Annotated in this window: 16 protein-coding genes; 2 read left to right on the top strand and 14 right to left on the bottom strand. The window is 42.7% G+C overall.

Features of this window, described 5'->3' with window-relative positions; all coding sequences use genetic code 11:
• Positions 1-9: 9 nt before the first annotated feature.
• The 10 genes from FET73_RS03790 to FET73_RS03745 form a co-directional block, all read right to left on the bottom strand.
• Entirely contained in the window at positions 10-1,461 is a 1,452-nt protein-coding gene (locus FET73_RS03790; RefSeq protein WP_154222572.1) for a TrkH family potassium uptake protein, read from the bottom strand.
• A 1-nt stretch (position 1,462) separates the two neighbouring features.
• Positions 1,463-2,839, bottom strand: coding sequence for a Trk system potassium transporter TrkA (trkA, locus tag FET73_RS03785; protein ID WP_154222571.1), 1,377 nt, complete (start codon positions 2,837-2,839; stop codon positions 1,463-1,465).
• Positions 2,836-4,149 carry a sigma-54-dependent transcriptional regulator gene (locus FET73_RS03780; RefSeq protein WP_154222570.1) on the bottom strand — a complete coding sequence of 438 codons (1,314 nt, stop codon included), beginning with the start codon at positions 4,147-4,149 and terminating at the stop codon, positions 2,836-2,838. The genes trkA and FET73_RS03780 overlap by 4 nt, the downstream gene beginning before the upstream one ends.
• A gap of 4 nt (positions 4,150-4,153) precedes the next feature.
• A complete protein-coding gene (locus FET73_RS03775) occupies positions 4,154-4,786 on the bottom strand; it encodes a rhomboid family intramembrane serine protease (RefSeq protein ID WP_154222569.1) in 633 nt (210 codons plus the stop codon).
• On the bottom strand, positions 4,783-5,583 hold the full coding sequence (locus tag FET73_RS03770; RefSeq protein ID WP_154222568.1) for a general secretion pathway protein GspB: 801 nt from the start codon (positions 5,581-5,583) through the stop codon (positions 4,783-4,785). Before FET73_RS03770 ends, FET73_RS03775 begins: the two co-directional genes overlap by 4 nt.
• Before the next feature lie 2 nt (positions 5,584-5,585).
• A complete protein-coding gene (locus FET73_RS03765) occupies positions 5,586-7,118 on the bottom strand; it encodes an ExeA family protein (protein ID WP_154222567.1) in 1,533 nt (510 codons plus the stop codon).
• Positions 7,119-7,154: 36 nt separating this feature from the next.
• Positions 7,155-10,265, bottom strand: a complete 3,111-nt coding sequence (putA, locus tag FET73_RS03760) for a bifunctional proline dehydrogenase/L-glutamate gamma-semialdehyde dehydrogenase PutA (protein ID WP_154222566.1) — start codon at positions 10,263-10,265, stop codon at positions 7,155-7,157.
• 123 nt (positions 10,266-10,388) lie between these two features.
• Positions 10,389-11,213 carry a hypothetical protein gene (locus tag FET73_RS03755; protein ID WP_154222565.1) on the bottom strand — a complete coding sequence of 275 codons (825 nt, stop codon included), beginning with the start codon at positions 11,211-11,213 and terminating at the stop codon, positions 10,389-10,391.
• Between the two features lie 10 nt (positions 11,214-11,223).
• Positions 11,224-11,598 carry a GntR family transcriptional regulator gene (locus tag FET73_RS03750; RefSeq protein WP_154222564.1) on the bottom strand — a complete coding sequence of 125 codons (375 nt, stop codon included), beginning with the start codon at positions 11,596-11,598 and terminating at the stop codon, positions 11,224-11,226.
• 120 nt (positions 11,599-11,718) lie between these two features.
• Positions 11,719-12,735 carry an SRPBCC family protein gene (locus FET73_RS03745; RefSeq protein ID WP_154222563.1) on the bottom strand — a complete coding sequence of 339 codons (1,017 nt, stop codon included), beginning with the start codon at positions 12,733-12,735 and terminating at the stop codon, positions 11,719-11,721.
• A gap of 47 nt (positions 12,736-12,782) precedes the next feature.
• Here FET73_RS03745 and FET73_RS03740 point away from each other — a divergent pair, with 47 nt between their 5' ends.
• Entirely contained in the window at positions 12,783-14,207 is a 1,425-nt protein-coding gene (locus tag FET73_RS03740) for a DNA recombination protein RmuC (RefSeq protein WP_154222562.1), read from the top strand.
• A 72-nt stretch (positions 14,208-14,279) separates the two neighbouring features.
• Here FET73_RS03740 and FET73_RS03735 read toward each other — a convergent pair whose 3' ends face one another.
• From FET73_RS03735 to FET73_RS03725, 3 genes are all read right to left on the bottom strand, one after another.
• Positions 14,280-17,456 (bottom strand): efflux RND transporter permease subunit, encoded by a 3,177-nt coding sequence (locus FET73_RS03735; RefSeq protein ID WP_154222561.1) that lies wholly within the window; start codon positions 17,454-17,456, stop codon positions 14,280-14,282.
• A complete protein-coding gene (locus tag FET73_RS03730) occupies positions 17,453-18,649 on the bottom strand; it encodes an efflux RND transporter periplasmic adaptor subunit (protein WP_154222560.1) in 1,197 nt (398 codons plus the stop codon). The genes FET73_RS03735 and FET73_RS03730 overlap by 4 nt, the downstream gene beginning before the upstream one ends.
• 265 nt (positions 18,650-18,914) lie before the next feature.
• Positions 18,915-20,279, bottom strand: a complete 1,365-nt coding sequence (locus FET73_RS03725) for an SEL1-like repeat protein (protein WP_154222559.1) — start codon at positions 20,277-20,279, stop codon at positions 18,915-18,917.
• A 124-nt stretch (positions 20,280-20,403) separates the two neighbouring features.
• Between FET73_RS03725 and FET73_RS03720 the strand changes: the two genes are divergently transcribed.
• Positions 20,404-20,715, top strand: a complete 312-nt coding sequence (locus tag FET73_RS03720; RefSeq protein WP_154222558.1) for a hypothetical protein — start codon at positions 20,404-20,406, stop codon at positions 20,713-20,715.
• On the opposite strand, the gene FET73_RS03715 is transcribed toward FET73_RS03720, so the two are convergent.
• A complete protein-coding gene (locus FET73_RS03715) occupies positions 20,694-21,215 on the bottom strand; it encodes a SixA phosphatase family protein (protein WP_154222557.1) in 522 nt (173 codons plus the stop codon). The two genes, FET73_RS03720 and FET73_RS03715, sit on opposite strands and share 22 nt — an antisense overlap.
• Positions 21,216-21,255: the final 40 nt, after the last annotated feature.

Below are 21,255 nucleotides of genomic sequence, written 5' to 3'. Positions count from 1 at the left end.
CCGCTGTATTTAGAACTCCCAATAGGCGGGAATCAGCAAAATAAACAAAGTGAACAATTCTAAACGGCCAAAAATCATTGCCAATGACAACACCCACTTGCCGCCTTCAGATATATTAGCGTAATGAGGACCGGCTTCACCAAGCGCTGGGCCTAAATTGGTTAGGCAAGCCAATGATGATGAAAAGGCGGTGGTCAAATCGGCGCCAAATGCGGCCAAAAGAATGGAAAAAACGCACAACAGAAAGAGGAATTGTACGAAGAAAGCAGAAACAGAATCTAGTACACGGTAGTTGACCGTTTTGTCATTGATTTTGACCAGGTATTTGCCGTGGGGATGAATCAAGCGGTACAATTCACGCATGCTCATTTTAAAGAGTAAAATCATCCGAATGACCTTAAAACCGCCGCCAGTTGAACCTGCACAGCCACCAATGGTACTGAACAACATCAGCATGATAGGTAATGCGCCTGCCCATAAATAAAAGGGTTCTGTGGTAAAGCCTGCGGTGGTGCCAACTGAGACAGCCTGGAACGTACCTTGACGGATTGATTCAAATAAAGAATCTGCCGTGCCTGTAACATAAAGCTGGAAAGAGGTCAGAATAGAAGCAATCACCATAAAGCCCAAAAACACCCTGACTTCAGAGTCCAGCATGTAAGTCCTGATTGAGGCCGCTTTCCACGCCATAAAGTGTGAGGCGAAGTTAATTCCTGCAATCATCATGAAGATTACCGCAATGGCTTCAATTAGGGCGTTATTAAAGTAACCCATAGAAGCGTCATGTGGTGAAAAGCCTCCAATCGATATGGTAGAGAAGGCATGACATATGGCATCAAAAAGTGACATACCCGCCATAAAGTAGCACACGGCACAGGTGATGGTAATCCCTAAATAGATGTACCAAAGTGCTTTGGCAGTTTCGGTGATTCTAGGTGTGAGCTTTTGGTCCTTCATTGGGCCTGGTGTTTCTGCTTTATATATTTGCATGCCACCAATACGCAACATGGGCAGAACAGCAACAGCCAATACGATGATGCCCATGCCACCAAACCATTGCATTTGTTGGCGATAAAACTTCACTGAATGCGGCAGGTCATCGATGTTAGTCAAGATGGTAGCACCTGTAGTGGTTAACCCTGAAATGGATTCAAATATGGCATCAATAAGGCTTAAGTCTAGAAAGTCTGATGCATACAAAGGTACGGCGCCTGCCAATCCTACGATCAGCCAAGATGAGCCAACGACAAGAAAACCGCTGCGGATTTTTAGCTCAGCATAAATGTGTCGATAAGTGAAAAATAAGCTGCCACCAATTAAAGCCAAAAACAAGAAGCCTTCAAGAAAAGGGATGATGTCACCATCTTGATAAATCATACCAACGACAGCAGGGGGAAGCATCATGCCGCTGGAGACCAGCAGCAGCAATCCGATGATTTTTGCTATCAGCCTGGGATTCATGTCACAAAAAAGAAGCGTCAACTTCAAACAAGCGTTTGAGGTCGTTGATGTTGCGTTTGTCGGTAACAAACATGATGAGGTGATCTAAATGTTCAATCACTAAGTTGCGGTGCGCCATGATGACCTTGTTGTTTCTGACAATGCCGCCAATGGTGCAGCCCAAAGGCAAATTGATATTCTGTACCAATTTACCGACCACTTTAGACGAGTTGGCATCACCTTTCACTTCAACCTCAATGGCCTCAGCAGCGCCTTGTCTTAAAGAGTGGACTCTGGCCGTATAGTCGCCACGAACGTGAGCCAATATGCCACCCATGGTGATGTGTTGAGGAGAAACGGCAATGTCAATGGTGTCTTTTTCAATCAATTGTGCATAACTTTGTTTGTTAATCAAAGTCATGACTTTTTTAGCACCGAGTTTTTTAGCCAGTAATGCGGCCAATAAATTGGCCTGGTCGTCATTGGTCAAAGCACAAAAAATATCAGCATGGTTGATGTTCTCTTCATGTAATATTTCTTCAGAAGTACAGTCGCCTCGAATCACCAGTGCCTTGGTTAATTCTTCAGCAATAAAACGACTTCTGTCTTTGTTGTACTCAATGATTTTAACAGAGTGGTCTCTTTCTAAGGCTTTTGCCAAATTAAAACCAATGTTACCACCACCGGCAATGATGATTTTGTTGGCAGGCTTCTCTCCTTGGTGCCATAGCTCCATGATTTTTTTGATGTGTTTTTTGGCAGCCAACACAAACACCAAATCACCAGTTTTCAACACTGTTTCCCCTTCAGGAAATACTGATTTATCACCCCTAAAGATGGCAGCCACACGGGCGCCAACATTTTCTGGGAGGACGTGATTGAATTCTCGCAGCTGTTGACCATCCAAAGGGCCGCCTGCTTCAACTTCGACGGTGACCAATTGGGCTTTGCCACCAGCAAAATCCATGACTTGTTTGGCCCCAGCATATTCAATCATGCCATAAATATGCCGTGTAACCATTTGCTCAGGTGAAATGTGAAAGTCAATGGGTACGTGTTCGTGTTCAAACATTTCAGGGTGTGTGGCGTATTCGGCTTCTCTGATTCGGGCAATTTTTGTAGGGGTATGAAACAAAGAGTAGCAAACTTGGCAGGCTACCATATTGACTTCATCTGAGTTGGTTAAAGCCACCACCATGTCAGCGTCACTGGCACCAGCCCTGATTAATACAGAAGGGTGTGAGGCATAACCGTGTACAGTTCGGATGTCTAATTGATTCTGCATTTCATTGAGTTTTTCAATGTTGGTATCAACCACTGTGACGTCATTATTCTCTCGTGACAAATGGGCTGCAATTGAAGAACCAACTTGGCCAGCACCGAGTATGATGATTTTCATGACTGGGTCGCCGCTTTGGGATTGATGTCAAGTGCCCTGAGTTTGCGGTACAAATGTGTACGTTCCATACCAACAATCTTAGCCAAATCCCCCACTTTTCCTTCTACTTTTTCTAAATGGTGCATCAAATAATCGCGCTCGAAAGCTTCTCTGGCTTCACGTAAGTCTAAATCATACCATGTGTTACCGTGGGCATGCTGTTGTGCGTGCTCAGCCTCTAATAAGTCAGTGACTTCATCAAGCTCAATATCACCTTCACCGCCAAGCAATTGTAATTGTCGGACTAAATTTTTTAATTCACGGATGTTGCCTGGCCAAGTGTAATTACGTAAATGATTTTGCGCGGCAAAGGACATTTTTCTGTAGGGCGTTTGTTCATGGTCGGGCAGGTGGTTGACATAAAAGTTCAACAACTCAGGTACATCATCACTGCGTTCCGAAAGGGAGGACACCACGATGGTGATTTCTGCTAAATGATCATACAACTCACGTGAAAACTCACCGCTGTTAACCAGCGCTTTGATGTCTTGTTGTGTGGTTGTTAACAGTGCCAACTCGGGTGAGGACCATTGTTTCACACAAGCCAACAGCTGTTGTTGTAATTCCTGTGTTAAACAATCGATGTTGCTGATGATTAAAGAAACATTTTGGTTGAGCGATAACAATTGGTTTCCCATTTGTATCAGTTGTGCTTCCGCATCTTCTGCTTTGAGCTGTAAGGCATCAATCACAGCAGCTGCCTGTTGGTTTGCATTTCGTCTGCTGTGAAGCAACATGGCCAAAGTTAATTTGCCTGTACCACTGTCGCCAACAAAGACCGTGTTATTGTTGTTTTTGGCAAGTTTGTCTATGTGGCTGCGAAGCTGTTTACTGTGTTCTGAATTACCAATGGGCTCATAAAACTGCCAAGGGTTGTCTGCTTTTATGCTTAGGTCTTTGGCATAACTGCTCAGTGTTTGTTCAATTGTTTGTAACAGTTTGGCCAATGATATGGGTTTTTCAACAAAATCTTTAGCGCCCATTTTTGTGGCTTCTATGGCTGTTTCTATGGTGCCATGTCCAGACATCATGACCACTGGAAACTGTAAGCTTCCTGCATCATGCCAGCCTTTCAACAAGGAAATGCCATCTACATCGGGCATCCAAATGTCTAATAAAACAAGATCAGGTGTGAACTCACTGAGCTGTTGTTGTGCGGTTGCACCATTTTCAGCCGTGCTGACTTGATAACCTTCGTCTGACAAAATGTCAGAAATCAGACTTCGAATGTCTGGTTCGTCATCAATGATTAAGATGTGTGATTTACTCATTGGCTTATTTTACAAACCGCGCCAGTAAAAAACCAGACGTAAATCCTGCGATGTGACTAATCCATGCCACGTTATATAAATTGGTGGCCATAAATTGAAGCGCAATTTGGATGCTGAGCCACAAAAAGACGACCAATGTTAAAGGTAATGATGTTTTCTGCAAGTACAAACCTATGGGGAAAATAAAGCGTATATTCCTGCCTGGAAAGAGCACCAACCAAGCACCGATTAAGCCAGAAACTGCGCCACTGGCACCTAAAAGAATTTGGCTCGAACTGGACAAGGTCACACAGGCCGCTATGTTGCCGATGATGCCAGCACCAAAATACAACAGCATGAAGCGCTGCCAGCCCAAAACACGCTCGATTGAGAATGCCAATAACACAAATACCGAGCAGTTAATCAGCCAGTGTGACCAATTACCATGTAAAAATAAAGATGAAAAAAGGCGCTTCAACTCCCAAGGATGGGATGAAACCAAGGTCAAGTAGTCTTTGGTTTTGATGGCCCAATTGGCATATATGTTGTGACTGTCTTCTGCCCTGACCAGCAAAATCATCACAACAAGTAATGCCAAACCGACAAGAGATGACAAATAGGGGATGTATTTGCGCTTTTTGTTGGAAAAATTGATCACTTGGGTATCAAAAACACCGTACCTGAAAGGTCAATAACCACCCCCTCTGAAGTGATGTCCTTGATGGTTGCCACTTCTTCTATGCTGTCACCTATGTTAAAGCCAATGCCATTGATGATGACCAGTCTGTTGTCGGGATTGGGGTCAAAAACATGAACATTGATTTTGATGCTTGGCATTTGTTGCCTGATGGCAAAAGGCAATTGATGCATCAGCAAATACTGTTGTTTTGAATCGGCTTTTACTTCGGCGGATTTCTTGTCTGTTTGATTGGATTTGTCGCTGTTCACCTTTGAAGCCTTGGTGCCATCCACAATTAAACGGCCTTTTTTCTTGTTGTCCTGTATTTTTTTGGTTAACTCTTTGACGGTCTTGGACTCTTTCTTAAGGTCAATTTGTGTTGGTTCAGTTGACTGGTTTTTAACTGCTGCAATTTGCTTTTTGATGTTTTTAGGTTTTGGTGGTTGTAACGATTTTTCAGTGTTACTGTTGTCTTTTTTTAAATCTGGGGTGATTTGATTTTCTGGCTTGGTGACCGCTTTGCTGGGTTGAGGAAGGGGGGGTGGTGTGACTGATTCTTCAGCTGTCAGTAAACTTTTGAGTGATGACAAATAACCTGCCTGATAAGCCCAAACGCCTGCAGCTATCAAGAGTAAAAACAGCACCAGTAAATAAAAGCCTTTGCGTGATTGTTTTGGCTGTTGTGATTCACTGAATTGGATTTTATCAACACCGCCATCTTGGCTTTGTTTTCTTTTGTCGTCTGACTTTCTTAATGCTTCTAAAATTGATGACATGTTTATTGTTTTTTGAGTTTAGGGCCTTGGTAGGCTTGTAGGGCCAAAGCCATTTGTGTTTCGTTACCGACGATACCGTCTGCTAACAAACCGTTATTTTGTTGAAATTCGACCACCCAAGCTTGGCTTTGTTCCGCGGTAAAAGGACGGTTTTCTATCACTGCAGCAACAGATTGAACCCAAGCAGCAATATTTTCTGACATTGTATCACCAATCAGTTCTTCAGCCAGGGGCCACAAAACAAAATAGGTTCCAAACCAGTTTTTTTCTATCGCTTCTTGACTGAATGCTTGCAAGCCCGATGAGGTTAAGGCTAGCCAATGCCCATCTTTAAATCCTTGGAGTAACAACAGTTTTTGATTTGAAAGTTCAAGTAGAACAGGGGTGTTAAGTCTTGTTATTTGATTGAAATTGCCTTGTCGTCGCAAGCATGACATGCCTGAATCCGCACTGTCAGGGCATTGGTTTTGGTTCCAGTTGAGGTGTTCATCTGGGTGCCACAAGTTTAAATAAGCTTGCCAAGAATGACTGTTGTTAGGTGTTTGAGTTAATTCAACTTCATCATGCACATCCTTAGTTTTCTGCGTATTCGAAACGGCCGGAACTTCAAACACTTTTTCTTGAACTACAGCATTAACCTGCCATAGTTGGAAGAATGCGATCGCCAATATTACCAATACAGATGCCAGCATGCCTTTGCTGAGCCCTAAAGGTTTGGTTTCAATGCCTAACACTTCTTTTGCTGCTTGTTTTACATGCTTGATTTTGACCACATCGCTTTCATCGACAAATGCAGCCAACATAGCGCGGTCACATAAGGTGTTAATTAACCTCGGAGTGCCTCCTGTGAATGCGTGAATTTTTTGACAGCAACCAACTGAAAAAAGCGGGTGCTCTACACCTGCTATCGACAAACGGTGAGCGATATAAGCTTGAGTTTCAGTAACAGACAATGCTTGTAAGTGAAATCTTGATGTGATGCGTTGTGATAACTGACGCAAATCACGACGTTGCATGGTGGTTTTTAACTCGGGTTGACCAATCAATACTATTTGTAATAGTTTTTGTTGGCTGGTTTCTAAGTTGGTCAACAGTCTCAGTTGCTCTAAGGTGTCCCGAGGAATGTTTTGTGCTTCATCAATGATGACAATGGTGTTTTTGCCCTGTTCATACCATTCAAGTAAATGCTGGTTGAGCCGATCAATCATCGCATTGAGTTGGCCTTCAACGCCTTTGAGTGGGAGTTTGAACTCTTTGTATATGTTCTCAAGTAACTCCAATGGCGTTATGATGGGGTTTAAAATCAACGCGGCTTGTGTGTCCTCCGGTAATTTCTGTAAAAACAAACGACTGATCGTTGTTTTACCCGTCCCCACTTCTCCAGTCAGTTGGACAAATCCAGCGCCACCACCACGGGTGACACCATAAACAAGGTGGGCCAAAGACTCTTGATGTTTTTCACTCAAGTAAACAAATTCGGGATCAGGTGTGATCGAAAATGGTGCTTGGGTTAAATGAAAATATTCTAAATACATGCAGTCTCAGGCCACAGCTCCTTGTTATTGGTTCAATCAATCATCAGTTAATTCTAACAAATCAGCATTGCCGCCAACAGCTGAAATGTTATTGGTGATGGTTCTTTCTGTCATGAATTGGCGTAAATACCCAGGCCCGCCTGCTTTAGGGCCGGTGCCGGATAAGCCCATGCCACCAAAAGGCTGAACGCCCACAACTGCACCAATCATGTTGCGGTTGATATAGCAGTTACCTGCCTGAATTCGGCTGGCGACATATTCAATAGTCTTATCTATTCGTGAATGAATGCCTGTGGTTAAGCCATAACCTGTCGAGTTAATGGCATCAATCACTTGATCCAATTCTTTGGCCTTAAACCTGATGACGTGTAAGAAAGGGCCAAATATTTCATGGGTTAATTGGTCAATACTTGACAGTTCTACGGCATGGGGCGGGAAATAATAACCTTGTTCTTCCGGTAGTTCTAAGGCCTTGATGGGCTTACCTTCTATCGCCATGCGTTCACGGTGTTGCGTTAAAGAAGCCAATGCTTTTTCATCAATCAACGGACCCAAGTCAGTTGAAAAGTGTTTGGGGTGGCCAATGACCAATTCTTCCATGGCACCTTTCAACATGTGAATCACTTTATCAGCCACATCTTCTTGGATGAACAAAACGCGCAAGGCAGAACAGCGTTGTCCAGCACTTAAAAAGGCTGAATTAATCACGTCATTTACCAGTTGTTCAGGTAAAGATGAAGAATCTGCAATCATGCAATTTTGACCACCTGTTTCGGCAATTAATGTGGCAATTGAAGCCCCTTCTCTCAGGGCCAAGTTGCGGTTAATGACCTGTGCAGTGGCCGTAGAACCTGTGAATACAACGCCAGCGATGTCATGGCTGTGACATAAATGGTTGCCAATGCGACGCCCTTCACCAATGATCAACTGGAACACCGCTTTAGGAACACCAGATTGATGTATTAATTCGGCCACATAATGACCAATTAATGAAGTTTGTTCAGCCGGTTTGGCAATCACACAGTTTCCTGTGACCAAAGCGGCAACAACTTGACCTGTAAAAATAGCCAGCGGGAAATTCCATGGGCTGATACATACAAATGTACCTTTGCCTTGGTGGTACAGGTAATTACTTTCTCCTGTTGGTCCCGGCATTTTCTCACCAGCTGCAAATTCTTGGTTGGCTTGGTTCGCATAATAGCGACAAAAGTCAACGGCTTCGCGTAATTCCGAAATACAGTCGGCCAGTGTCTTACCTGCTTCATGGCGCAATAAATGAATCAGGTCTGCTTTATTTTTTTCCATTAAGTCTGCTAACGTGAATAAGCATTGGGCGCGCGTTGCCATGCGTTCATCGCGCCAAGCAGGAAAAGCTGTTTTGGCTTCAGCACAGGCTAAATCTAAGTCTTCGGTTCGTGTTCTGACGTAACTGCCTACTTGTTTTTGTAAATTAGCAGGAGACATCACTTTGACAGCTTCATCATCTTGATTTGGCATATTGGCAATCAAGCTGGCAGCATGGAATTGATCAGATTCCAAACACATTAACTCTTTTTGCAACCCCTCAACCGTACTGATGTCACCCAAGTTGACCCCCTTTGAATTCAAACGATCTTCACCAAAGATGGCTTCAGGCAGTGGTAAATGAGGGTGCTTATGGTTGTCATGTTTGCGCACTTTATCAATGGGATCCTGAGTGATTTCATCGATACCCAATTCCAAATCAGTCAGGCGATTAACAAACGAAGTATTGGCACCGTTTTCTAACAAGCGACGAACCAAGTAAGGTAACAAATCTTCATGAGAGCCGACTGGTGCATAAATACGACAAGGTCGATTTAATCCATCTGCGGCTACGGTGTGGTTGTGTAAAGCCTGTCCCATGCCATGTAATCGTTGAAATTCATAGCCGCCTTGGTCGCCAGCCAGTGTGGCAATGGCGGCTACTGTGTTGGCATTATGTGTTGCAAATTGAGGGTAAAATAAATGGCGGTTGTCTAACAAAAATCGACCACAAGCCAAATAAGACACATCGGTATTCACTTTGCGGGTAAATACCGGGTAATCAGACAAACCTTGTTCTTGTGCGCGTTTGACCTCGGTATCCCAATAAGCACCTTTAACCAATCGAATGGGTATCAATCTGCCGTGTTTTTGTGACAGCTCAGCCAGCCACTCTATGACTTTTAAGGCGCGTTTTTGATAAGCTTGAACGACCAGGCCAAAGCCTTGATAATCAGTCAGTTGCTGGTATACGGATTCAAAAATACGCAAGGATATTTCCAGCCTGTCTGCTTCTTCAGCATCAATGGTGACTGCAACATTCAATGACTTGGCATGCTCAGCAATGGCCAGGACCTTTGGTCCCAACTCTGCCAGAACGCGTTGGGCATTTGCCACTTCATAGCGTGGATGCAAGGCAGAAAGTTTTATCGAAATACTGGATGCATCTTGAATGTTTTTCTTTTTATTGGCATCGGCAATACTCGCAATGGAGGTCATATAAGCCTCATAATACCTGTCTGCATCTGCTTGAGTTAAGGCGGCCTCTCCTAGCATGTCATAGGAGTAACGGTATTGCTTAAATCCCTTTTTAGTGGCTCGTTTGATGGCTTCTTTGATGGTTCTGCCCATAACAAACTGCTTGCCCATCATTTGCATGGCTTTGTGTATGCCTTGGCGAATGACTGGCTCGCCTGTTTTGTTGATGAATTTATCTAAAGCACGCGACATGCCTTTTTTGCTGTCATCGACATCAACGATTTTACCGGTTAACATCAACCCCCATGTTGAGGCATTGACAAACAATGAGTCAGAATTACCTAAATGTGACTTCCAATCGGCATCAGCAATTTTATCTTTGATGAGTTTGTCTGCAGTGTCTTTGTCTGGAATTCGTAATAAGGCTTCAGCCAAACACATCAACAAAATACCTTCTTTTGATGACAGGTCGTACTCTTTCATCAAGGCATCGACACCATCCATGTCATCAATTTGGTCACGAACTTTATTGACTAATTGTTCTGCCAGTTTTTTAATTTCTAAGCGAACATGTGCACCGGGATTGGCGGCATCAATCAATTGATTAATCAATGCATCTTCATCTGCCAAATAATGATCAGAAAATGGTAAAGCTGAAACAGACATGAAACATTCCTTAAATTAGCAAAGAGCCGAATTATAAGAACGCTTTCCTTGTAATGCAATCAAAGTTGCCACTGCTGCTTTTATTTTCTAAGCAACAGTGGCGAATCCGGTGTTTTTACTGTTTTAAACCATCTGAGTGGGTGTCTTGGCTTGTTTGGTTAGTAATGTGAATGTGACGATTCCAATGATTTGTAGGTAATACGATTGGAACACGTCGCTGTAAGGTCTTAAATCCAACAAATGCTGTGTCAGGCTCCATGTTATATAAACACCACTTAAAGCATTGATGATGACCATTGTTTGACATAAGGTATGTAAATAATGCTCACGGTCTTGACTGGGGTTGAACTTTTTACTTTGAATGATGCGGTGACAAATAAACCAATAAAACAGGTTAACAAAAATGGGTACCAATAAATTTCCTAATCCAGCAAATCCCTCAAAGGGGTCCATGTTGACAAAGACAACCACAACAACAAAAACTGACCAAATCACAGACAACATCAATAACTGCCAAGTGCTGATATAGTCAAAAACTTTTCTCGGTTTTAAACTCGCCGTTTTGATGTACGCTTTATTCAGCAGTCGCATTTTTTTACTGAACTGATTACTGACATGAGACAGCCAAACAAAAGGAGCATACTGCAATAAAAAGTAAAGCATGATCACTGATTGGCTGTCCCAGTTGAGGAACTCTGTCAATCCCAAGTGGCGCGTTCTGACCAAAAGCGCCACGCCTAAAACGCCTATAATGGCACAGAGTATGAGGTATATATGACTTTGTCTGATAATGTGCTCAGGTGTTTCAGGATACAACTCAGGAAACAAGTCTTTGGGGTGTTTGCTGATGGTTTGTTTGATTTTATTGACCACTAAAAAAGGTAGCAACAATGACAGAACAATGATTTGCCCTAAAAATGCTATGTGTAACATGTCTATATGATTCATAACCTACTCCTTAAATTTTGTTGATGATGTCAGCAAATAACAAACGCAATTCACTGTCAGTAACACCTAAAGTTTTTAATTCTTGAACCACCGCAGCCAATTTATTTTCTGCGATGCCTTTGATATCAATATCACAATTTTTTACCGCATCAGGGTGAATAAAACTGCCACGATAACCTTTGGCTACGATCACTGCATCACGCTCTAACAGTGCATAAGCTTTGGCTACGGTTTTGTTGTTGATTTCTAAATCATTGCCAAGCTGCCTGATCGAGGGCAGTTGATCACCGGGTTTGATGTGCCCGCGACTGACAGCTTGCTTGATTTGATCAACCAGCTGAGCGAATAAAGGCTCTGGGCTTTCTGTATTTATGACAATGTTCATGCTTATATTCTTGTATTAATGTACCATTTGTACCAATGGTACACCTAACACGGTAAATTTGTCAAGTGAGGCATAAAAAAAGGCGCTACAAGAGCGCCTTTAATCAATAGTATGAAATTTTTATTTGATGGGCTGGTAAATGTACGTCAGGTATTCAGCCTCTGTGACACTGCCTGGATCGTTTGCATATACTTCCCAAGAGTCTCCATTTTTTTCTAGCCCTTGGTCTGCCATATAGGCGTCCAATAATTCATAGGAGGCGGCAGCTTGATCATAGGGACCCACCTGCACGTATTTAACTGCTTTCCCAGCATAAGTGCTGCCCAATTTAACTGGGTTGTCAGCGGTCGATTCTATACCGTCAATCATGACGGGAATGCCAGCATCAAATTCCCATATACCCTCTCCCCAACTGCGATTGATGGTTAAGGGGCTGCCCGCTTGTTCAATGTTATTGGCACCCATAAAAGCCATCACTTGGCCATAAGCGGCACCAATAACTGGGCTTAAATCTTCGTTCATATTGCCTTTTGAAGACACATAAAGAATGGTTTGTGCGGCTACGTCTTCTATACTGAACCCTGAAAAGTCATAAACAACCTGTGATTCAACCATAGTTTTAAGTTTGCTCAAGCCCTTTTCATACTGTGGACCCAGCATGTCATCCATCATCATGCCAAAGTAACGGCCCAAGATGTTGCCATTGAAATCGGCATCAAAAACCCAGTCGACTTTTACACCTTCACCTTGTTCAGTGATGATTATCGAAGACCATGATGGGTCATCTCCTTGCCCATCGAAATACAATTCAGTTTTGATGCTTTCATAGGGTGTGCTTTCAATGATTTCTTGGGTACCGGTACCAACTTCTTGGTTACCTTGCCATGCCATCTTTGAACCCACACCAGTTTCTGGGCCAGTATACTGATAGGTGGCATCAGGATCAAGTTCGGACCACGGTGACCATTGGTTAAAATGATGCATTGAATTGACGGCCTTAAAGACCATTTTTGCTGGACGGTTGATTTCAATGCTGCGTTTAACTTGAACTTTGTCTTCTAAAACAAAGAAACCGTAGGCGAAAAAAGCCAACAATAAAAACAGCAGTGCGAAAAACAAATATTTAAAAACTCTCATGTAGGAATACCTTTGTGTTCATTTGGGTGAAATGATAGCATATTCGAATGGAAAATTTACTCAGCGTCATACAAATTTACACCTTGGAAAGTTTGCTTGTTTCAGGCATTTTAGGGCTGATGATCGGCAGTTTTATTGTCTACAGGTTACAAAGAAGTAAGCATGAATTACTGTTTTTACATCAACAAGAACAGTTTAAAAGTGCTTTGGAGCAAGTTGAATCTAAACTCTCTTCAAAAAATGAAACGATTGAGGCATTGAATAAAAAAAATGAAGTGCTTCAACATCGAGAAAACAAGTTAACAAATTTAAGCACACAATTCAAAACCCAGTTCGAAGCACAAAAGCAGTTGGCAGACGAGATTCCCGAGATGCGGGTGCGCATCATGGAATTAGAAAAAAATAATACGGCATTGCAGTCTGCACAAGAGCAAGGCCAAGAAAGGCTAAAGGCGCAACAAAACTTTATCGAACAAGCACAGCAGCAATTGAAAGATCAGTTCAACCACTTGGGACAAAAAATTCTAGATGAAAAAACCCATAAGTTCACTGAAGTAAATAAACAAAACATAAAAAATCTTGTCACACCTTTACATGATCAACTCAAAGACTTCAGTACCTTGGTGAACAGAAGTAACAAAGAAAATGCAGTACAAAGTGAATCGCTTAAAATTGAATTGAACAGAATCAATCAAATGAACCAAATTTTAAGTAAAAAAGCTGAAGATTTAACCCATGCGCTGAAGTCTGAAAGCAAAACTCAAGGCAACTGGGGTGAAATGGTTTTGAAAAAGCTGTTGGATTTGGCAGGGCTTGAAGAGGGTAGGGAATACCAAACAGAAGTGAGTTTTACAGAAAGTGGCAAGCAAAAACGCCCCGATGTTTTGGTCAACTTACCTGATGGTAAAACACTGATCATTGACTCCAAAGTTTCGCTTACCGCCTACGAACGTTATGTGAATGCAGAAGATGACCAAATTCGTGACACTGCACTCAAAGGCCATTTACAAAGTTTGAATCAACACATCAGCGGCTTGTCAGCTAAAAATTACCAACAGCTTGAAGGCATAGAAACTGTGGATTTCGTTCTCATGTTTGTTGCCATTGAACCGGCTTATTTAACCGCTGTCAATCAAGACACCATGCTGTTAGAGAATGCATACCACAAGAATGTCCTATTGGTATCTGCAAGTAATTTACTCGCCACCTTACGTACCGTTTCTTTACTTTGGCAAAATGATAAACAAAACAAAAACGCCCGTGACATCGCTTCACGAGCCGGCAAGTTAATCGACAAATTTTCAGGCTTTTACGAAGACTTTAACAAGATCCGTGGGCAGTTAGATAGTATGGAGCGGACTTGGGAAACCGCTGACAAGAAACTTCGCACGGGTTCTGGCAATTTATACCGCCAGATGGAACAACTGGCTGACCTCGGTGCTAAAAACACCAAAAAACTATCTTCAGAATAAATAATCAAGACCATATTTAATGGCGCATGATTTCAATGAATCATGCGCCGTTGGTTGTTCTCCAGCTTCACTTTATACCAAATCGTTATGGTGCGCTTCAGTCTCAACAGCTGCAGTTGTTTGTTGCGCTCTTTGATAATCATCAATCTTGATGAAACGAAATTTCAATCTTTCTAACAATGCATACAGTGCCGGCACCAATATCAAGGTGATGACCGTAGCGAACAAGATACCAAAAGCCAAAGACACAGCCATTGGTACAATCACTTTCGCCTGCAATGATGGCTCAAACATGATTGGCAATAAGCCGAAGAATGTGGTCAAAGAGGTTAATAAAATGGCCCTGAATCTTTTTGAGCCGGCATGCTTGATGGCTTCCAACAAAGGTATGCCTTGGGCACGTTCTTTGTTGACGTAATCCACCATCACCAAAGAATCATTCACCACCACACCAAAGAGGGCTATTACACCAAATAATGACATCATACTGAAGGTTTCTCCGACGATCATGTGACCAACAATGGCACCTGTAATTCCAAATGGAATCACCGACATGATGATCAAAGGCTGGGCATAGGATTTCAAAGGAATCGCCATCAGAATATAAATCACCAAACAAGCAGCCAACATGCCTATGGCTAAATTAGACAGCAGTTCACCCATTTCTTTAGTCACACCATCAGTTTCAGAACGCACACCTGGGAATTTCTTTTTAATTTCAGGGATGTGAATAGCCTGTAATTCTTGCGCTATTTGCTGCGGGTCGCCAATGGCCTTGTCAACCACTGCGGTTAACCTTGCTGCTCGTTTGCGGTTCACACGTTCAATGGCATTGGCCGATTTACCTAAAGTCACTGTCGCTACGGTGTGTAAAGGCAGCTGTTCACCTTGTGGCGTGCGGATGCGCAGTTCATCCAAAGAATTCAATGATTCTCGTGTTTCACGGTCATAACGCAACATCACTTTGACTTCGTCATTGCCACGTTGCATGCGCTGAATTTCTTCACCATAAAAAGCTTGGCGCACTTGACGACCTAAGTCGGCTTGACTCAACCCTAAGTTTCGACCTAAAGGTTTCAATTCCAGCTTGATTTCATCTTTACCCGATTCAATAGAATTTCTGATGTCAGAGACACCATCATAATTTTTTAACACCGCTGCAATTTCATCAGTAGCCAAGCGCAATTGCTCAACATCCGGTCCACTGAGTTTCAAATTAATGTCAGGTCCTTGTCCCGGTCCAGTCAAAGCCATGGTGCCGATGTGCGTGGCACCGGGTACTTCACCTATATACTCACCCCAACGCTTGAGCATTTCCTTACCATCGATGACTGAATGTTCTTCTTTCACCAATTCCACAATCACACGACCAGAAACTTGTGAGTCTGTGAAAGCCAGCTGGTGGCTGAAAACCATGCCTGAATCCTTTCCATGTTCTTTACTGACGTCTTCGTCCAATTTTACCAATGCTTGTTCTACTTTTGCCAACACTTCATCGGTTCGTGATTGTGGCGTACCCTGTGCCATAGCAAAATCTGCTTGGACAAAATCAGCAACAAAATCAGGCATCATGACAAAGCGCACTATGCCATTGGCTATCAGGCCAATGCTGAGAAAAAATACGGCTACAAAAATACTCAAAGTCACGCCCGGTCTGGCAATGGCTTTTTCAATCAAAGGTTGGTACTTGGTTTTAACAAAGTGTTCTAATGCCGTATTCACTTTTCTTTGAAAACGCAACAAAGCACCTGGATTGTCGGTGCCAATGTCGTCAGTTTTCATGTGTGCCAAATGCGAAGGCAAGATCAGTTTTGATTCCACCAAAGAGAACAACAAACACAAAATCACCACCCAAGCGATGGATTCAAAAAATGAACCAAACATGGTGCCAACAAACAACATAGGCAAGAAAGCTGCCACTGTCGTCAACACGCCAAAAGTAGCCGGAGTCGCCACTTTTTGTGCACCTATCACCACATTTTTAAGTGAATGACCGTGGTGCTGAATTTCGTAATAAGAACTTTCGCCGATGACAATGGCATCATCCACCACAATACCTAAGACCAGAATGAATCCGAACATACTCAGCATGTTGATGCTCACACCCACAGCAGGTAACAACATGAAAGCACCCAAGAATGCCACTGGCAACCCGACCATAACCCAAAATGCCACGCGCAAACGCAGGAACATAGTCAGGATGATCAGAACCAATAATGCACCTTGCCACATGTTGCGTTGCATCATTTCTAAACGACCACGAACATAATGAGAAGAATCAGACCAGGTGGCCAGTGACATGTTATCTGGCATGTTGTTTTGTTTCTTTGCCACATAGGCATTCACTTGCTCTGATATATCGAGCACAGATTCATTTTCTACTGATTGAACTTGAATACTGATGCCTGGCTGACCGTCGAAAGTCGCCATACCACCACCTTCGGCAAAGCCATCTTTTATCTCTGCGATGTCACGCATCATCAAGCGCGAACCATCCGGGTTGGTGCGAACCACCACATCAGCGAAGTCTTTGCCCGTGTAAGCCTGACCGACTGAACGCAACAGTACATCACCGCGATCTGTTTTAATGGAACCACCTGGCATGTCTATGGAACTGGCACGCAAGGCAGATGCAATTTCATCAAAAGTCAAAGCATACTGGCGCATGGTTTGTTCTGTAACTTCAATCGCCACCTCATAGGGTCTTTCGCCCAGCAGTTGGGCCATTGACACATCTGGTAAATCAATGATGTCATCACGAATTAAGCGAGCTGTGGTCAGTAAATCCTGTTCTGGCACGTTACCATAAACTGAAACAAACATCACAGGCTGTTGAATCAAGATTTCACTGATAACCGGTTTTTCAGCTTGGACTGGGAATGAATTGATGCCATCAACTCGATTTTTGATTTCCGCCATCACGTCCTTTACTACGTAATCGTTGCCAATTTCTAAAGTACCGCGCGCAAAGCCTTCGTTCGAGACACAGGTGGTTTTGTCTATCCCTTCCAGTCCAGTGACCGCGTCTTCAATTTTTGAGCAGATGCCCTTTTCCACTTCATCAGGTGCCGCACCGGGGTAGGCCATGGTAACAGTGACCATATTGGTGGTGGTGGCAGGAAAGATCTCTTTTTTCAAAGTGCTGGCCACATACAAGCCGGCCAAAAGCAAAGAAAACATCAGTAGATTCGCCGCGACTGAATTGTTGGCGAACCAATAAATCAGTCCTTGGTCCCAACGCTTTTTCATGACTGCGACTCTGTTGTTTCAGTGACTTTTTCTGCTTTAACTTGCTCACCTTTTAGGCGCAATGTCATCCCTGCTTCGGGTGCTTGTATTGGCGTGATGACAATTTGATTTTTTTCACTTAAACCTGAGCTGACATAGAAATAATCATCGGTTTTATGGACCACATTCAAATCGAGAATCTCTAATTGACCGTTTCTGTAAACCGCAATTTGATTATTAGCCATCATCCATGCAGCAGGAACAGCGAACACATCAGTGAGTGATTCACCTTGAATTTGTGCTGATAAAAACGTGTTGAAATATAAACCTTTGGCAAGTGGCTGATTGATTTCTGCAACGGCGTAATTCAATAAAGTTTTGCTGTCTTTGGCAGATTCAAGTCGGGTTAACAACCCTTCAATCACATCATCTGTATTGCTGGCTGTGAACTGTACCGGGATAGGGTCTGTGTTTAAGTTGATTTTACTGAGTTTCAACTTGCTGATGTCACTGGCAGTTAATGGCAGGCGCACCTCAGCCACAGCAGTGCTGGCTATTGTGCCCAGTTGACCGGCCATGTTAACGTATTGTCCTATATCGATACTTTTGGTTAAAACGGTGCCGTCAAAGGGCGCAATGATTTGTGTTTTAGCGAGGTCTCTTTCAGCTTTGGCCACATCGGCAAGTGCTGCTTTGACGCTGGCTTTTGCGCCATTTAATTGAGGGATGTTTAGTACCAAGTCACTGGGTTTGCCTTGCTTTCCAAATGATTTCCAGTCTTTTAATGCTTGGTCCGATTTGGCTTGTTCTAAATCTAAATTGGCTTGGGCACTTGCCAGGTTTGCTTTGGCCCTTTGTACCGATACGCGATAATCTGCATCATCGATACTGACCAAGACATCACCGGCAGCAAATTGACCTCCTACCACAAAGACATCATTCAAAGACCGGACTTTACCAGAGATTTCAGACATCAAAGCGATTTCTCGCTTCGCTTTAACTGACCCTTGTGAATTAACCATTACATTCAAATCATTGCGTTTTAATGTGGCAGTTTCAACCAAAAAACCAGAAGGTCTGTCTGGAACAACAGCCGGTGGTTTCTTGAACATGCTCATCACAATCATCAATACAATAAATACGGCCAGAATCAAGAAAAAAGGCATGATGCGTTTGAGCAGTGACGGTTTTGTCTGGTTTTGAATGTGTTGCATTTTAAGACTCCAAAGGCAAATGCCTGATTTGGTGTTGTTTTGAATGCGCGTATTATACCTTATCTGTTTTTGAATGCAGTGTGTAAGAAGTTATGAATGAATGCTTGTTCATTTAATTTGGTTTATCGCAGGAGTTTATTGATTGGGCTTTTAGGCTTAGCTGGCGCTTGAGAAAGTTGAAGTAGCACCTAGGTTATATGTTACAAAACTCCTTGTTGGTATGATAGAAGATACCAACAAGGGAAATTGTACTTAAATGATTGTTTTATAATGATGCAACAGACAGATCCCAACCTAATTTTTTAGCCATTTTTTTGGCTTTCTTTTGGTATTTTTGGGCTAGCTTAGCGTCGCCTTTGATCATTTCTATTTGGGCTGCTGTTTGATACCAATACACATTTTTTTTCCTGTGATCAGTATAACTGGCTAAAAACTGTTCTGCTATTTTTAGTGTTTCCTCAGTTGGTGATTCAGAATCGGCTATAAATTGGGCATACTCAAGCTGGGATTCAGGGTTGCCAGATTCAGCTGACAGTTTGAGCCAGTTATGAGGAGATTTTTCAGTGTGGTTCAGGTTGTCATACTCAGTTAATAGGCGATGAACTTCACGGGCAGATTTATCATGGCCTTGTTCTGCAGCATAGACTATCCAATCCACGGCTTTTTGCTTTTCAACTTGACAGCCTTTTCCACGGAGGATGTTTTTACCTAATAAGTATTGGGCCTCAACATGGCCGTTTTGAGCCGCTTTTAACAACCAATGATTGGCTTCTTTTTGATCAATTTTTAGTTGTTCAGGAACGATGTGAGATCGAGCCGCAACCGCATAAACATATTGTGCATCTGGGTGACCTTGGCTGGCATGTTCTTTTAACGTTGTCAGTCTTTTTTCATATAAGTCATTGATTTTGCTTTGGCTGGCTTGCAAAGGCAATTCATAAATGAAGGTTTGTTTAGCTTGGACAACATAAGGGTCGACGCCTTCCGGGAAACTGACATCAAATTTAAATGTAGATAAAGCATCTACAGTCGGTTTCTCAAAAACTGTGTCTGGGAAAGATTCTATGATTTCAACAGATCTGACACTGCCATCTGGGTGGATGTCCATCATTGCTGTGACCCAGCCTTGCTTTCTGTCATTGAGCGCCTCTTTAGGATAGCGAGGAGCGGTTCTTTTTATGGGAGAAACCACTGCGTGCAGCTTGTTCTTTTGAGCTTTGTTGGGTATGTATTCGTTCGGTGACAACTTGTGAAGTATGGCTTCTTTTCCATATTGAGCCTGAATTTGGGCGGCTTTCTCTTCTAATATAGGGTGTTGGTTCTTATCGGTATCAGCAAGAATTTTTTCGGCAACTTTGGCGAAATCAGTGTGCTCATCTTGTTGCGCTAATTTACTCCACGCATAGGCCAGTTCAAGGTCTTTTGGCACACCTTCTCCGTTCATGTACATCACAGCCAAATTGAACTGTGCCCGGTGGTTACCCAGTGTGGCTAATTCAGAAAAAGTAGTGAATGCAGTCACGTAGTCTTTGTTTTCATATGCTTCAATGCCATCTAAAAAGTCGGCTTGAGCAAAGCCAGAAAGTAGCAATGAGAAGAGTATGATGGTGATTGATTTTTTGAGTTTCATTGTATATAGAGCTTGTGAAGAATGGTCATATTATCATAGCTAAACTTTAAAATCATAGGCCAATGGGTCAAAAAAAATCAGCATTATTTGTTATAATGCACATTTTGAAAAATCAATTTCAATCATGAATAAAAAACCCAATGTATTTACCCCTTTACGTGTGGCTTTGATGGTCGCTGTGGTCTTGGCCAATGTGATGGCTTTGGTGGCGTATTTAAATCCATCGGCTGCTTGGTCTGAACCGTTGGGAATCTATGCTGTTGTTTTTATTTTACTGTTTGTATTTGTGATTTTATTGGAGCTGGTCTGGATGTTGAACATGCGCAAAGTGCAGACAGACTCCCAAGTGCGAAGTCAATATAACAAAGCACTGGGTATCTATGGATTCTTTTTCGTCTTGGGTTTTGTTGAAGTTTACTTGGTATTAATGGGTTGAGAATTAACCTTTAGTACCGAATCGGGTGGCAATTTCAAGTGATTTAAAACCACTTTGTCACCTTCAATCACCACTTGAAAAACATCCCCATAATCTTCTTCAGTGAGGCCGTTCATTGTCTGCAGGGTCAACAATGAAACAGCCTCCGTTGTGGTATTGCTGTGTCCAACAGTTAAAGTGTTCCCTTGAAGTCCTTTCAATTCTTTAACCAGCAGTTCAAGTGCTCTGGGGTCATAGTGCTTAAGCGGAATGCCGAGCCTGTCTGAAAGGGGTTGTGCCGTCAGCTCAGTTCTTTTGTAGGCAGTGCTGTAGATGTGTTCGATATCAGCTTGTGAAAGTAGCAAGGCCAAGTTTTGTGCCCTTTGCTGACCTTTTAATGTTAATTCTGGATTTTTGTTTGCAGGATCATTGGTGATTTTCTCAGCATGTCTGACAAAGTAGTGTGTTGCGCTGTGAGCACAAGTGGTGCTGAGCAAGAATAACAGGGTAATCAGTTTCATTGTCAATTCACAAAAAATACCATTGTAACAAATCAGCAGT

It is taken from the genome of Marinicella rhabdoformis, assembly GCF_009671245.1.
In the GTDB taxonomy this organism is placed as follows: Bacteria; Pseudomonadota; Gammaproteobacteria; order Xanthomonadales; family Marinicellaceae; genus Marinicella; species Marinicella rhabdoformis.
The sequence above is the reverse complement of the archived record's forward strand: the minus strand, read 5'-3'. Positions and strand labels throughout refer to the sequence as shown.

What these genes read in the sequence shown, in the direction of transcription:
- FET73_RS03790 (WP_154222572.1), bottom strand. Translation starts at nt 1,461, where the DNA reads ATGAATCCCAGGCTGATAGCAAAAATCATCGGATTGCTGCTGCTGGTC.
- trkA (WP_154222571.1), bottom strand. Translation starts at nt 2,839, where the DNA reads ATGAAAATCATCATACTCGGTGCTGGCCAAGTTGGTTCTTCAATTGCA.
- FET73_RS03780 (WP_154222570.1), bottom strand. Translation starts at nt 4,149, where the DNA reads ATGAGTAAATCACACATCTTAATCATTGATGACGAACCAGACATTCGA.
- FET73_RS03770 (WP_154222568.1), bottom strand. Translation starts at nt 5,583, where the DNA reads ATGTCATCAATTTTAGAAGCATTAAGAAAGTCAGACGACAAAAGAAAA.
- FET73_RS03765 (WP_154222567.1), bottom strand. Translation starts at nt 7,118, where the DNA reads ATGTATTTAGAATATTTTCATTTAACCCAAGCACCATTTTCGATCACA.
- putA (WP_154222566.1), bottom strand. Translation starts at nt 10,265, where the DNA reads ATGTCTGTTTCAGCTTTACCATTTTCTGATCATTATTTGGCAGATGAA.
- FET73_RS03755 (WP_154222565.1), bottom strand. Translation starts at nt 11,213, where the DNA reads ATGAATCATATAGACATGTTACACATAGCATTTTTAGGGCAAATCATT.
- FET73_RS03750 (WP_154222564.1), bottom strand. Translation starts at nt 11,598, where the DNA reads ATGAACATTGTCATAAATACAGAAAGCCCAGAGCCTTTATTCGCTCAG.
- FET73_RS03745 (WP_154222563.1), bottom strand. Translation starts at nt 12,735, where the DNA reads ATGAGAGTTTTTAAATATTTGTTTTTCGCACTGCTGTTTTTATTGTTG.
- FET73_RS03740 (WP_154222562.1), top strand. Translation starts at nt 12,783, where the DNA reads ATGGAAAATTTACTCAGCGTCATACAAATTTACACCTTGGAAAGTTTG.
- FET73_RS03735 (WP_154222561.1), bottom strand. Translation starts at nt 17,456, where the DNA reads ATGAAAAAGCGTTGGGACCAAGGACTGATTTATTGGTTCGCCAACAAT.
- FET73_RS03730 (WP_154222560.1), bottom strand. Translation starts at nt 18,649, where the DNA reads ATGCAACACATTCAAAACCAGACAAAACCGTCACTGCTCAAACGCATC.
- FET73_RS03725 (WP_154222559.1), bottom strand. Translation starts at nt 20,279, where the DNA reads ATGAAACTCAAAAAATCAATCACCATCATACTCTTCTCATTGCTACTT.
- FET73_RS03720 (WP_154222558.1), top strand. Translation starts at nt 20,404, where the DNA reads ATGAATAAAAAACCCAATGTATTTACCCCTTTACGTGTGGCTTTGATG.
- FET73_RS03715 (WP_154222557.1), bottom strand. Translation starts at nt 21,215, where the DNA reads ATGAAACTGATTACCCTGTTATTCTTGCTCAGCACCACTTGTGCTCAC.